At 66.7% G+C, this 12,031-nt stretch carries 13 protein-coding genes and 1 pseudogene; 7 read left to right on the top strand and 7 right to left on the bottom strand.

Annotation, left to right across the window (positions count from 1 at the left end):
- Positions 1-7: 7 nt before the first annotated feature.
- The 7 genes and pseudogenes from AAHM44_RS03210 to AAHM44_RS24825 all read left to right on the top strand — a co-directional run.
- On the top strand, positions 8-1,324 hold the full coding sequence (locus AAHM44_RS03210; protein ID WP_342248986.1) for an NAD(P)/FAD-dependent oxidoreductase: 1,317 nt from the start codon (positions 8-10) through the stop codon (positions 1,322-1,324).
- Positions 1,325-1,327: 3 nt separating this feature from the next.
- Positions 1,328-1,531: a YgaP family membrane protein gene (locus tag AAHM44_RS03205; protein ID WP_342248985.1), complete on the top strand. Its 204-nt coding sequence runs from the start codon at positions 1,328-1,330 to the stop codon at positions 1,529-1,531.
- Between the two features lie 5 nt (positions 1,532-1,536).
- On the top strand, positions 1,537-2,793 hold the full coding sequence (locus AAHM44_RS03200; protein ID WP_342248984.1) for a TolC family protein: 1,257 nt from the start codon (positions 1,537-1,539) through the stop codon (positions 2,791-2,793).
- A gap of 16 nt (positions 2,794-2,809) precedes the next feature.
- Entirely contained in the window at positions 2,810-3,760 is a 951-nt protein-coding gene (locus tag AAHM44_RS03195; RefSeq protein WP_342248983.1) for an MBL fold metallo-hydrolase, read from the top strand.
- Between the two features lie 28 nt (positions 3,761-3,788).
- Complete coding sequence (locus AAHM44_RS03190) at positions 3,789-4,223, top strand: TIGR01244 family sulfur transferase (RefSeq protein WP_342248982.1); 435 nt, start codon at positions 3,789-3,791, stop codon at positions 4,221-4,223.
- Between the two features lies 1 nt (position 4,224).
- A complete protein-coding gene (locus AAHM44_RS03185) occupies positions 4,225-5,007 on the top strand; it encodes a sulfite exporter TauE/SafE family protein (RefSeq protein WP_342248981.1) in 783 nt (260 codons plus the stop codon).
- Positions 5,008-5,022: 15 nt separating this feature from the next.
- Positions 5,023-5,616: pseudogene (locus AAHM44_RS24825) on the top strand (class I SAM-dependent methyltransferase); the annotation flags it as partial.
- A 46-nt stretch (positions 5,617-5,662) separates the two neighbouring features.
- Here AAHM44_RS24825 and AAHM44_RS03180 read toward each other — a convergent pair.
- The 7 genes from AAHM44_RS03180 to gtdA form a co-directional block, all read right to left on the bottom strand.
- Positions 5,663-6,789 (bottom strand): IS3 family transposase gene (locus AAHM44_RS03180; protein ID WP_342248980.1). Its coding sequence is split into 2 segments (ribosomal slippage): positions 5,663-6,537 and positions 6,537-6,789, totalling 1,128 coding nucleotides; the frame shifts between segments, so codons are not numbered across the junction.
- A 296-nt stretch (positions 6,790-7,085) separates the two neighbouring features.
- The gene (locus tag AAHM44_RS03175; RefSeq protein WP_342248979.1) at positions 7,086-8,081 is read right to left on the bottom strand and encodes a bile acid:sodium symporter family protein; all 996 of its coding nucleotides are present in this window, start codon (positions 8,079-8,081) and stop codon (positions 7,086-7,088) included.
- Positions 8,071-8,826 (bottom strand): GntR family transcriptional regulator, encoded by a 756-nt coding sequence (locus tag AAHM44_RS03170; protein ID WP_342248978.1) that lies wholly within the window; start codon positions 8,824-8,826, stop codon positions 8,071-8,073. Before AAHM44_RS03170 ends, AAHM44_RS03175 begins: the two co-directional genes overlap by 11 nt.
- Positions 8,813-9,652, bottom strand: coding sequence for a fumarylacetoacetate hydrolase family protein (locus tag AAHM44_RS03165; protein WP_342248977.1), 840 nt, complete (start codon positions 9,650-9,652; stop codon positions 8,813-8,815). The genes AAHM44_RS03170 and AAHM44_RS03165 overlap by 14 nt, the downstream gene beginning before the upstream one ends.
- A gap of 10 nt (positions 9,653-9,662) precedes the next feature.
- Positions 9,663-10,292 carry a maleylacetoacetate isomerase gene (maiA, locus tag AAHM44_RS03160; protein ID WP_342248976.1) on the bottom strand — a complete coding sequence of 210 codons (630 nt, stop codon included), beginning with the start codon at positions 10,290-10,292 and terminating at the stop codon, positions 9,663-9,665.
- Complete coding sequence (locus AAHM44_RS03155; RefSeq protein ID WP_342248975.1) at positions 10,289-10,981, bottom strand: fumarylacetoacetate hydrolase family protein; 693 nt, start codon at positions 10,979-10,981, stop codon at positions 10,289-10,291. Before AAHM44_RS03155 ends, maiA begins: the two co-directional genes overlap by 4 nt.
- Positions 10,978-12,030, bottom strand: coding sequence for a gentisate 1,2-dioxygenase (gtdA, locus tag AAHM44_RS03150; protein ID WP_342248974.1), 1,053 nt, complete (start codon positions 12,028-12,030; stop codon positions 10,978-10,980). Before gtdA ends, AAHM44_RS03155 begins: the two co-directional genes overlap by 4 nt.
- Between the last annotated feature and the right edge of the window lies 1 nt (position 12,031).

The raw sequence follows: 12,031 nt of genomic DNA, 5'->3' as shown, positions 1-12,031 counted from the left end.
GAGTGCCGTGGCCAAGCCGAAGATCGTCGTTCTGGGAGCCGGACTCGGCGGCACGCTGACCGCCTTCGCGCTGCGCGAACGCCTCAAGAATCGCGCGGATATCTTCGCGCTGTCGGACAGCGACACCTATACCTTCGTGCCTTCCAATCCGTGGGTCGCGGTGCGCTGGCGCAAGGTGAAGGATATCCAGGTCGACCTTCCCCCCGTGTTCGCGAAGCAGGGGATCGGCTTCTCGAGTGCCGGCGCCAAGCGCCTCGTTCCCGCCGAGAACCGTATCGAACTGGGCGACGGCACGAGCATGGCCTATGACTATCTAGTCATCGCCACCGGACCGCAGCTAGCGTTCGACGAAGTCGAGGGCCTGGGTCCCGATGGATTCACCCAATCGGTCTGTACCGGCCGTCATGCCGAAGCCGCGGCCGATGCGTTCGACAGGTTCGTCGAGAATCCCGGCCCGGTGATCATCGGCGCGGCGCAAGGCGCGTCCTGCTACGGTCCCGCCTATGAATTCGCGATGATCGTGGACACCGAGCTGCGCCGGCGGAAAATCCGCGACCGCGTACCGATGACCTTCGTCACCGCCGAGCCCTATATCGGCCATCTCGGCCTCGACGGCGTCGGCGACACCAAGTTGCTGCTGGAGAGCCGGATGCGCGACCGAGACATCAAATGGATCACCAGTGCGCGCATAGCCAAGGTCGAGGACGGCATGATGCATGTCGAGGAGATCGCCGCCGACGGCGCGGTCGTAAAGGCGCACGACCTGCCGTTCAAATTCTCGATGATCCTGCCCGCATTCAAGGGCGTGCCGGCGGTATTCGGGATCGAGGGCCTCACCAATCCGCGCGGCTTCATCCTCGCCGACAAGCACCAGCGCAACCCCACCTTCAAGAACGTCTATTCGCTAGGCGTCTGCGTCGCGATCCCACCCACGGGACCGACTCCGGTGCCAGTGGGCGTCCCCAAGACGGGCTTCATGATCGAAAGCATGATGGCCGCGATCGTCGAGAACATCGCGGACGAGCTCGACGGCAAGGCACCGGAGAACGAAGCGAGCTGGAACGCGATCTGCCTCGCCGATTTCGGCGACGGGGGCGTGGCGTTCGTCGCCCAGCCGCAGATCCCGCCGCGCAACGTCAACTGGGCGGCGCAGGGCAAATGGGTGCACCGCGCCAAGGTGCTGTTCGAGCAGTATTTCCTGTACAAGGTGAAGCACGGCCAGGCCGAGCCCTTCTACGAGAAGCTGGCGCTCAGGATCATGGGCGTGGGTAAGCTCAAGATCCGCCCTACCCGCACCAAATCCACCGAAATCATTGGAGCCTGAGCCATGAACGTCGATCGTGCCGTATTCGTCTTCGCCGGGTTCGTCGTGCTCGCCGGCATCCTGCTGTCGCTGACCGTCCATCCCTGGTGGATCGCGCTTTCCGCCTTTGCCGGTCTCAACATGATCCAGGCCGCGTTCACCGGCTGGTGCCCCGCGGCGATGGTATTCAAGGCGCTCGGCCTGCGACCCGGCAACGCCTTCCGCTGATCGCCATGATCGCGCCGATGATCCTCGCGCTGGCGGTAGTCGCGGCGCAGCAAACCGTCTCGCAGCCCCTGACGCTCGAACAGGCGATCGCGGAAGCCGAGGCGCATGCCCCCGCGATCGACCTCGCCGACGCCGACAGCGACGCGGCCGCCGCGCGCACCGACCAGGCGCGCGCCGCCGGCCTGCCCAGCGCGACGCTGACCGGAACCATCGGAATCGGCCGGCTCGATCCCGGCGGCTTCTTCGGGCTGCCGGCGGCGGACGTAACGCCGCGCGCGGCCCAGGCAACGCTCGAACAACCCCTGTTCACCGGCGGGCGGGTCAGCGCGGCTATGGCCCGCGCACGCGCAGGCGAACGCATGGCGGGCGCTGCCGGCGACGGCGCTCGCGCCGACCTCGCGGCTCAGGTGGCGGAAGCCTATGGCGCGGTCCTCATCGCGGAAGAGCAGCAGCGGCTCTACGAAGCGCTGGTCGCAACGACGACCGAACTCGCCCGCCATGCGCAGAACCGCTTCGAAGTCGGCGATGCGCCAAGAACCGATCTGAGCCAGGCGAATGCGCGCCTCGCCGAAGCGCGCGCGCAGGTCGCAGCGGCGCATGGGGCGATGCGCGTCACACGCGCCCGGCTCGCCAATCTGATCGGCCGCGATCCCGGCACGCTCGCCCCCCTGCCCGCGCCGCCCGCCATACCCGCCGATCTTGAGGCGACGATCCTCGCGGCCGAGGAGAGCAGCCCGGCGGTCGCCCAGGCAAAGGCCGGGCTCGATGCGGCGCTTGCCGCCGAGCGTGGCGCCAAGGCGGAGCGGCTACCCACCGTCGGCGCCTTTGCCGAGGCATCGACGGTCCGCGACCAGTTCTTTCCCGGCTATCGTGCCGACGCCGCGACTGTCGGCCTGCGGGCGCGCTGGCAATTCTTCGACGGCGGGCGCGTGCGGGGCCAGGTCGCCGAAGCGAGCGCCGGTGTCCGTGGCGCGCGCGCGCAGCTCGCGGCGGCGCGCGACCAGATGCAGGAGGCCATCACCGCCGCCCATGCGGCGGTCGAGAGCAGCGCGCTGGTCGAGCAGGCGGCAACCGAGCAGCGCGCCGCCGCCCAGGAAGCTGCGCGCAATGTACGCGACGAAGTGAAGGTCGGGCAGAAGCCGCAGCTCGACCTGCTGGACGCCGAGCGCGAGGCGACCGCCGCGGGCGTGTTCGCCCTGAGGGCCCGGGCCGACCGTGTGACCGCGGGCTATCGGCTCAATGCGCTGCTCGGCCGCTATTGATCACCAAGGACTCCCGATGACCAGCCAGACCGCCTGCCCCATCCATGACCGCGCGCTCGACCAGGCGGGCGCGATCGTCGCCACGGCGCTCGACGACCCAGCCGCGCGGCCGCAGGTGCGCGCGTTCTTCGACGAGGCGACCTTCACCGCCAGCTATGTTGTCCATGATCCCGCGACGCGGCGCGCGGCGATTCTCGACTCGGTGCTCGACTATGACCCCGCCGCGGGACGAACCTCGTACGGCTCGGCGGACGCGATCATCGCCTATGTCGAGCGCGAGGGCCTGACCGTCGATTGGCTGCTCGAGACCCATGCCCATGCCGACCATCTTTCCGCCGCGCCCTATCTCCAGCAGCGGCTGGGCGGCCGCATCGCGATCGGCCGTGCGATCGTCGCCGTGCAGCAGATGTTCGGGAAGCTGTTTAATGCCGGCACCGAGTTCGCGCGCGACGGCTCGCAGTTCGACCGCCTGTTCGACGATGGCGATAGTTTCGAGCTCGGCAATCTCTCCGTCGCCGTGCTTCACGTGCCCGGCCACACGCCTGCCGACCTCGCCTATGTCATCGGCGACGCCGTGTTCGCGGGCGACACGATCTTCATGCCCGATTATGGCACGGCGCGCGCCGATTTCCCCGGCGGGGATGCCGCCCTGCTCTATCGTTCGATCCGGCGGCTGCTGGAGTTGCCGCGCCAGGCACGGCTGTTCCTCTGCCACGATTACAAGGCGCCGGGCCGCGACGCCTTTGCCTGGGAGACGACGATCGGCGCCGAGCGCGACGCCAACGTCCATGTCCATGACGGCGTCGGCGAAGCCGAGTTCGTCGCGATGCGCACCGCGCGCGACCGAACGCTCGGCATGCCGCGGCTGATCCTGCCCTCGGTCCAGGTCAACATGCGTGGCGGCGATCTGCCCGAACCCGAGGCAAACGGCGTCCGCTATCTCAAGATTCCGCTCGACGCGATCTGATCCACACTCCTCCAGCGAAGGACCCCCCATGGCCCATAAGGCTCTCGACGCCGACATCAGCGTCACTACCCAGCTTCTGCCCAACGCCGTGTCCGGATCCCGCGCGGCAGGTTTCGGGTCGATCATCAATTGCCGGCCCGATGATGAGGAATCCGGCCAGCCGCGGAGCGCGGATCTCGAAGCGCTCGCCCGGGCGGAGGGGATCGAATATCATCATATCCCCGTCGTTCCCGGCCAGTTCCGCGAGGCAGATATCGATGCCTTCTGCTTTGCCATGGGGAGCTGCGACAAGCCGGCGCTCGCCTTTTGCAAATCGGGAATGCGGGCTGCGTCGCTATGGGCGCTGTCACAGGCGGGCAAGCGCACGACGGACGAGATCCTCCGGCAAGCAGCGGGTTGCGGCCACGACCAGACGCCGCTTGTCCCGCGGATCGAGGCACGCGCGAAAATCGTCCACCGCTGACATGCTCGAGCCGCTCCAGTATCTGCTGGGCACGGGCTCGGGCGCGCTGGTCGGCTTCACGCTTGGTCTGGTCGGCGGCGGCGGGTCGATCCTGGCAGTGCCGCTGATGGTCTATCTCGTCGGCGTGCCCAGCGCGCATGTCGCGATCGGCACCAGCGCGCTCGCGGTCGCCGCAAACGCCGCGACCGGGCTGGTCAGCCATGCCCGGGCACGGACGGTCAAATGGCGCTGCGGCGGCATATACGCCGGGGCCGGCCTGATCGGCGCCCTCGCCGGCTCGACGCTGGGCAAGGCAATCGACGGACAAAAGCTGCTCGCGCTGTTCGCGCTGCTGATGGTAGCGGTCGGCATGCTGATGCTGCGCAAGCGGACCGGCGAGGATCGGCCCGACGTGCAGTGCAATCGCACCAACGCGCCCAAGGTGCTCGGTTTCGGCCTTGGCACGGGCGCATTTTCGGGCTTCTTCGGCATTGGCGGGGGTTTCCTCATCGTACCGGGGTTGATCGCATCGACGGGCATGCCGATGCTCAATGCGGTCGGCACTTCGCTGGTCGCAGTCGCTGCCTTCGGGCTGACCACGGCGATCAACTATGCCGCGTCGGGCCTGATCGACTGGCCGCTCGCTGCGGTGTTCGTCGGCGGCGGCGTGCTGGGCGGCGTTGCCGGCACGCGCGCCGCACGGCATCTTGCGGGCTCGGGCAGGCTGGCGCGGGTTTTCGCGATCCTCATCTTCGCGGTCGCAGGCTATATGCTTTGGCGGAGCGCCCCCGCGCTGCTGGGCTGAACGGAAAGGACTTCGATGACGTACGCGATCGATCCGCTCGACGACTGGGAGGGCGACCGCGGGGCGCGCTGGCTGCTCGATCTCGACGCCAGCGAGACCATGCTCGCCCCCTTGGGCGCGGCGATCCTGGCCCATGCGGCCTTCGCGCCTGGCGAGCGGGTCCTCGATATCGGATGCGGCGGGGGCGCCACGTCGCGCGCGATCGCGCATTCCGTCGGGAACGAGGGAGCCGTGCTTGGCGTGGACATTGCGCCCGCCCTGATCGCCGAAGCCGAGCGGCGCGCAGGCGACGAACATCTCGGTCAACTGCGCTACGCGACGGGCGACGCCGCATCCTATGCCTTTTCCGATCGCTTCGACCGGCTGTTCTCGCGGCTCGGCGTCATGTTCTTCAAGGCACCGGCGGCTGCCTTTCGGCATCTGGGAGACGCGCTGGTCCCCGGCGGTAGGGGCGACTTCGCGGTCTGGGCCGCGCCCGAGCAGAATCCCTGGATGAGCGGCGCGCGCGCGATCCTTGCCCGGCATATCAAGGTGCCGCCGCCGATCGCCGGCGTTCCCGGGCCGTTCGCGCTCGCGGACCGGCAGGCGTTCGCAGCATTGCTGGCGGAGAATGGGTGGCGGGACGTCCGTGACGTGCTCCCCAAAACTCCTCCAGTCATAACTGGAGTCCGAGGTTATCATCGTGCCCTTGTGGGCGGGGTTGCACAACCCGCCTGGCAGCATCGGCGGGCGTCAGCCCGCCTATCCCTCTATGCGGTCGCACATGGTTGTAGTCGTGGCGCCAGCCGCTCAGCACCGAGCGGGCGTGGCTCAACGACGCGAACAGCGTCTCGTTCAGGCATTCGTCGCGCAAGCGACCATTAAAGCTCTCGACGTAGCCGTTCTGCTGCGGCTTGCCCGGCGCGATGTAATGCCACTCGATCCGCCGGTCCTGCGCCCAGCGCAGGATCGCCAGGCTCGTCAGTTCGGTCCCGTTGTCGCTGACGATCATCAGCGGCTTGCCGCGCACCGCGATGATCGCATCGAGCTCACGGGCGACACGAGCGCCCGACAGCGACGTATCGACCACCAGCGCCAGATTCTCGCGCGTGAAGTCATCGACGACGGCAAGGATGCGGATGCGCCGGCTGCACACCAACGTGTCGCTCACAAAGTCCAGGCTCCACCGCTGGTTCGGCCCTTGCGGCAGCGTCATCGGTGCCCGCGTGCCCATCGCTCGCTTCCGCCCACGACGCCGACGCACGCGCAGGTTCTCCTCGCGGTACAGCCGCAACAGCTTCTTGTGGTTCATGACCAACCCCTCGCGCGCCAGCATGATCCCCAGCCGTCGGTAACCGAACCGGCGACGCTCGAGCGCGATCTCGCGAAGACGCGACCGCAGGTCGCCATCATCACCACGCCGATGCGCATAGCGCATCGACGATCGATCCACGCTGAGAATGGCGCACGCCCGACGCTCGCTGATGCCGAAGGTCTGCCGCACATCCTCGACAGCCCTTCGGCGAGCGGCAGGCTTCACCAGTTTTTTGAGGCAACCTCCTTCAGCACCGCATTGTCGAGCATCGCGTCGGCCAGCAGTCGCTTCAACCGCGCGTTCTCGTCCTCCAGCACCTTCAGCTTGCGCGCCTGCGACACGTCCATGCCGCCATAGGTCGCCTTCCATTTGTAGAACGTCGCGCTGCTCACGCCGTGCTTGCGACACACATCCGCTGTCGATGACCCAGCTTCCTGCTCCCGCAGGATCGCTATGATCTGCTCCTCGCTAAACCTGCTGCGCTTCATCTCCGTCCTCCTCAATGAAGGACTCTAGCTCAAACTGGCGGAGTTTCTGGGGAGCACGTCACTATGCAGCAGCTTCCGAGTTCTATTTGTCTGGAAGCTGACAGTCTGCAGCCGGCCCAGTAGCTGATGCCCGGCACGTCAGGCTCTAATGTTCGCGACTGGAGTTGAAGTAGTGCCCGGTTGATCGGTTCCAGACCTCGGTTGCCCGCCGCAGCGCTCCCACGCGAACAGCTGGCCAGCGATAGCGCTTGCCCACCATTGGGACATGTGGCCGTCCCTCCACTCGAGAATCTCGATCATGCGGGATTGAGCGCGTCTTCAGTCGCCGTCTCGCGGTCAGCCTTCTCCGCATACCGGCGCGCAAGGATGGAGCAAACGATCAACTGCGCCTGATGGTACATCATGAGCGGCAGCACGATCATGCCAAGGGCCGGATTCTGCCCGAATAGCACGCGCGCGATCGGCGCCCCATTGGCGAGACTCTTCTTCGAGCCGCAAAAGACCGCAGTGACCTCGTCGGCGCGGTTGAACCCGAGCAGACGGCTGACAAGCGTCGTCAGAGCGATCACGCTGCCGAGCAACAACAGCACGAGCAACGCAATGACGACGAGCGTCAGCGGGGCATAACGCGACCATAAACCGGCCTCGGTCGACTCGCAGAAGGCCGAATAGACGATCAGCAGGATAACGAACCGGTCCGCCTTGGACGTCCAAGCTTTGTTCCGGGTGACGAAGCCGCCGATCCAGGGGCGCAGCAATTGTCCGGCCGCAAATGGCAGGAGCAAGGTCTTCATAACGTCCCAGATTGCCGGGATAAGCGGCAGATGACCGGTCGCCGTCTTGGCGACAAGGCTGACCAGTAGCGGCGTCAGCACCATGCCAAGCAGGCCCGAGAGCGTTGCGTCGAAAATCGCGGCGGGCACATTGCCGCGCCCGATCGCGGTCATCGCAACCGAAGAGGAGATGGTCGAGGACAAGGCGCAGAGATAGAAGATGCCGAGCCGGATCTCAGGCGCGAGCATGCCCTTCAATCCGAAGAAGAGGGCCGCACCGATTGCCGGGAAGAGCAGGAACGTGCTGCCATGAACGACGAGGTGCAGTCGCCAGTTCGCGGCTCCCGCGCGCACCGCCGACGGTGAAAGCGCCGCGCCATGAAGAAAGAAGACGATCCCGATGCCGATCGTCGTCACCAGTCCCAGATGAAGCGGGCCGTCCCCCGTACCGAGCCAGGGCATGGCAAGCGCAAGAGCGACAGCCCCCAGCATGGCGAGAACGAAGCCGTCAATCTTCATGACGTGCTCCCTTACCCGTTTGCCCGAGCGACATCAGCACATGATCAGCGACGCCGGCCTGGTGTTCGGTCATGCGGCGCCCAGCGACCTCGGTATCGCGCCGCTCGATTGCCTCGATGATTTCGTCATGATCATGCGCGAATTCGAGGTTCACCTCGCTCATGGTCAGCGCGAAATGGCGGGCGCGGTGGAGATGGACGATGAGCCCGGCATGGATGTCGGCAAGCGTCTGGTTGCCGCTCTGAACCACGACGGCGCGGTGGAACTGCTCGTTCGAGAGATAGTAGCGCGCCGGATCGTGGCTGACATAAGCGGATTTGAGCGCATCATGGATGACGCGCAGATTGCGGATCTGCTCATCGGTGCCCGACCGGCAAAGAATGCGGGCGGCTTCCGCCTCGACCATCGCGATCACCGCGAATTGCTCGCGCAACCGCCTGGGATCAAGCGCGGTCACCCGGGCACCGCGCCGCGGCAGCAGCTCGACCAGGTTTTCGGTCGCGAGCACCTTCAAGGCTTCGCGCAGCGGCGTGCGCGACAGGCCCAGCATTTCGCAGAGCTGCTTTTCCTGAACCCGCGAACCCGGCGACAGCTCACCGCGCACGATCAGATCGCGGATATGATCGACCGCCTTGCGCGTCAGGGAAGATGAGGTCGCTGGAGACTCCATGGCAGCCGGCATCGGTGCCCGAAAGGCCCTGCGCTTGGCAACCTCCTGAACGGCCACCGGGTCATGCAGGCTCATTTGCTATCTCGTTCCGCAAGGTTCCGATCTGGCCGATCTCGATCTCCAGCACGTCGCCCGCCTTGAGCCAGAGCGGGGGCTTGCGCTTGGCGCCGACGCCCGCCGGGGTGCCGCTGGCGATGATGTCGCCCGGCGCCAGGGTCACAAAGCGCGACGCATATTCGATGAGCCGGGCGGGCCCGAAGGTGAAATTATCGGTGTTGTTGTGCTGACGAACCTCGCCGTTAACCCGGGTCTCGACCGTCAGCGGATAGGAGATGTCCGCTGCCGGCACGAACCATGGCCCGATCGAGCCGCTCGCATCGAAATTCTTGCCGACCGGGAGCGAAACCTGCTGATAATCGCGGACCGTGCCGTCATTGAAGATCGTATAGCCGGCGATGTGCTCCATCGCGTCGGCCTCGGCGATATGCCGCCCGCCCTTCCCGATCACGATTGCGAGCTCGCCTTCATAGTCGAGATGATCCGAGACGCTGGGCTTGAGGATCGCTGCGCCGTGCGGGACCACGCTCGAGGGCAGGCGGATGAAGAATTGCGGATCGCCGCCGACGTCGCGGTTCATTTCGGCTGCATGGTCCGAGTAATTTGCACCGACCGCAAGGATCCGGCCGGTATCGGGCAAGGGGCTATCGAGCACCACGTCCTCCAGGCGGCAGAGCGCCTCGCCCGTCCCGGCAAGGCGTGCAGCCTCCCCAATGCGGTCAGCCGCGATTGCTTCCCGCAACGTCGCGCCGACTCCCATTTCCGTGAGGTCGACGATCGCATCATCGTTCTTGAGCGCACCCCAGCGAGGCTTGCCCGCATATCGGAAACTGATGAACTTCATGGGAAGGCTCCTATTCGGCATCGGGCTGCGCGCCGGCATCGGCGGCGAGGAAGGCGGGATGGGTCGCGGCCTGCGCGGCGATCTCTGAGAGGCGCGGCCAGTCGCCTTCGGCGCCGAAGCGGCGCGCATTGGCGAGCTGCGGGATGAGAACGGCATCGGCGAGCGTCGGCCGGTCGCCGAGGCACCATGGTCCTGCATAGCGGCCGAGCAGCACTTCGCAGGCGTCGAGGCCCTCGCGGATAGTATCCGCGGCCCAACGCTGTACTTCGGCCTCGTCGTGTCCGAGCGTCTTCAGGCGTGCGAGCACGCGCAGATTCTGGATCGGATGGATGTCGCAGGCGATAAGCTGGGCGATCGCGCGGATATGGGCGCGCGCAATCGGCTCTTTCGGCAGCAGTGGCGGCTCGGGTTGGAGCTCGTCCAGATATTCGGCGATCGCAAGGGATTGGGTCAGGACGTTGTCGTCATCGAGCTCGAGCACCGGCAACAGCCCTTGCGGATTGAGCGCGAGAAAGGCCGGCAGGCGCTGCTCGCCGCGGCGCAGATGGTGCGCCCGCTGCTCCACAGCGATGCCCTTGAGGCCGAGCACGATGCGTACGCGCCAGCTTGCGGTCGAGCGGTAATAGCCGTGAAGGATCACGCCGCCGGCCCGACCGTGATGGTGAGTGGAGCGAGCCCCTGGATTTCGACGCGCACGACGTCGCCGGTGACGATCGGCCCTACGCCTGCCGGCGTGCCGGTGAAGATGAGATCGCCGGGCTCGAGCGCCCAGAGCGTCGAGAGGATCGAAATTATCTCGGGGACGGACCAGATGAGATCGGCAAGATCGGCGTCCTGCTTGACCACGTCGTTGACCAGCAGCCGGATCGCCCCCTTGGCGAGATGGCCAACTTCGCGCACCGGATGGATGGGGCCGGTCGGCGCGGACGCTTCGACATTCTTGCCGCTGTCCCAGGGCCGCCCCGTCTCGCGCGCGGCGAGCTGGAGATCGCGCCGCGTCAGGTCATTGCCGGTCGCATAGCCCCAGACATGGGTTAGCGCATCGCTTTCCGCGATATTGCGGCCGCCCTTGCCGATCGCCACGACCAGCTCGGCCTCATAATGGAAGTTCGCCGTCTGCTGCGGATACGGGATGACCGAGCCATCGGGCACGACGGTCTCTGCCCATTTGGTGAAGAAGAACGGCGCCTCGCGGTCGGGATCGCGCCCCATCTCGCGGGCATGCGCGGCATAATTGCGCCCGACGCAGAAGACGCGGCGGACCGGGAAAAGGCGGCCGTCGCTGGTCGGGGCAAAAGTCTGGGTAGCGGGATCGAAGAGGTCGGTCACAAACGGTCTTCCCGATAGAGTTCGAGGCGCTGCTGGGCTGCGCGGTCGGAATAGCTGAACAGGACGAGGTCGCTGTCGGCGGAAAGCTCGAGCCGCGTCCAGGAAGGCACGACGATGATGTCGCGGGCGCCAAGCGACACCTCGCGGTCCCCGATCCGCGCGGTGCCGGTTCCCTCGACCACCACATGGATCGCCCCATCGCTTGCGCGGCGCGGCCGTGTGGTAAAGCCCGCAGGGAGCAGCTGAACCTGGGCGGCAATGGTCGGGAGGACAGTGCCGCCGTCGGCGGGATTGATGAACTCGAGCGCATGGCCGAGATGCGGGTCGGGCGCGCCGACTGCCAGGTCGGCGAGACTCCGGCGCCACTCGGCATAGGGATAATGGAACAGCGGACGGCTCGCCGGGCGGCGGTCGGCGATGCTCCCGCGGAGCGGCCTCAAGTTGCGGCCGTAGCGGCTCAGGCTGTCGTCGTCGGGGACAAGGCGCGCCTGGACGGGAGCCTCGGTCTTCTCCGCAAAGCTTGCCGCGAAATGCCGCACGGTCGGTATGTCGAGCCCATCGAGCCAGATCATCGGCTGCGCGGTCTCGTTGCCGTGATCATGCCATTGCCAGGACGGGGTCAGCACCAGATCGAAGGGACGCATCACCGCGCGCTCGCCATCGACCGTGGTATAGGCCCCCTCGCCCTCCATCACGAAGCGCAGCGCACTCTGGGTGTGGCGATGCGCCGGCGCGACTTCTCCAGGCTGGATCAGCTGCAGCCCGGCATAGAGGCTGGGCGTGATCGCCGACTGGTCCGGAAGCCCGGGATTTTCGAGGATGAGGACGCGGCGCTCGGCCTGTTCGGCGCTGATGAGGTCGCCCGCGCGCATCAAATGGCGGCGGGCATCGTCATAGCGCCAGTGATGCGCGACGGCCGGGCTTTGCGGCGTCGGCGAGACCAAAGCGGCGAGCACCTCCCACAAAGGGGCGAGGCCTTCCGGGCGCATCGCCGCGTAGAGCTGCTCCAGCTGCGCGCGCTGATCATTGGGGAAGATGGCGGTGGTCATG

The sequence above is a fragment of the Sphingomonas sp. OTU376 genome (genome assembly GCF_038440415.1).
GTDB lineage: Bacteria > Pseudomonadota > Alphaproteobacteria > Sphingomonadales > Sphingomonadaceae > Sphingomonas > Sphingomonas kyeonggiensis_A.
This window is presented reverse-complemented; position numbering and strand designations above follow the sequence as displayed.

Excerpts from the sequence above, each read along its gene's own strand:
- AAHM44_RS03170 (WP_342248978.1), bottom strand. The coding sequence starts at position 8,826 with ATGAGCCTGCATGACCCGGTGGCCGTTCAGGAGGTTGCCAAGCGCAGG.
- AAHM44_RS03190 (WP_342248982.1), top strand. The coding sequence starts at position 3,789 with ATGGCCCATAAGGCTCTCGACGCCGACATCAGCGTCACTACCCAGCTT.
- AAHM44_RS03175 (WP_342248979.1), bottom strand. The coding sequence starts at position 8,081 with ATGAAGATTGACGGCTTCGTTCTCGCCATGCTGGGGGCTGTCGCTCTT.
- gtdA (WP_342248974.1), bottom strand. The coding sequence starts at position 12,030 with ATGACCACCGCCATCTTCCCCAATGATCAGCGCGCGCAGCTGGAGCAG.
- AAHM44_RS03195 (WP_342248983.1), top strand. The coding sequence starts at position 2,810 with ATGACCAGCCAGACCGCCTGCCCCATCCATGACCGCGCGCTCGACCAG.
- AAHM44_RS03200 (WP_342248984.1), top strand. The coding sequence starts at position 1,537 with ATGATCGCGCCGATGATCCTCGCGCTGGCGGTAGTCGCGGCGCAGCAA.
- AAHM44_RS03205 (WP_342248985.1), top strand. The coding sequence starts at position 1,328 with ATGAACGTCGATCGTGCCGTATTCGTCTTCGCCGGGTTCGTCGTGCTC.
- AAHM44_RS03185 (WP_342248981.1), top strand. The coding sequence starts at position 4,225 with ATGCTCGAGCCGCTCCAGTATCTGCTGGGCACGGGCTCGGGCGCGCTG.
- AAHM44_RS03165 (WP_342248977.1), bottom strand. The coding sequence starts at position 9,652 with ATGAAGTTCATCAGTTTCCGATATGCGGGCAAGCCTCGCTGGGGTGCG.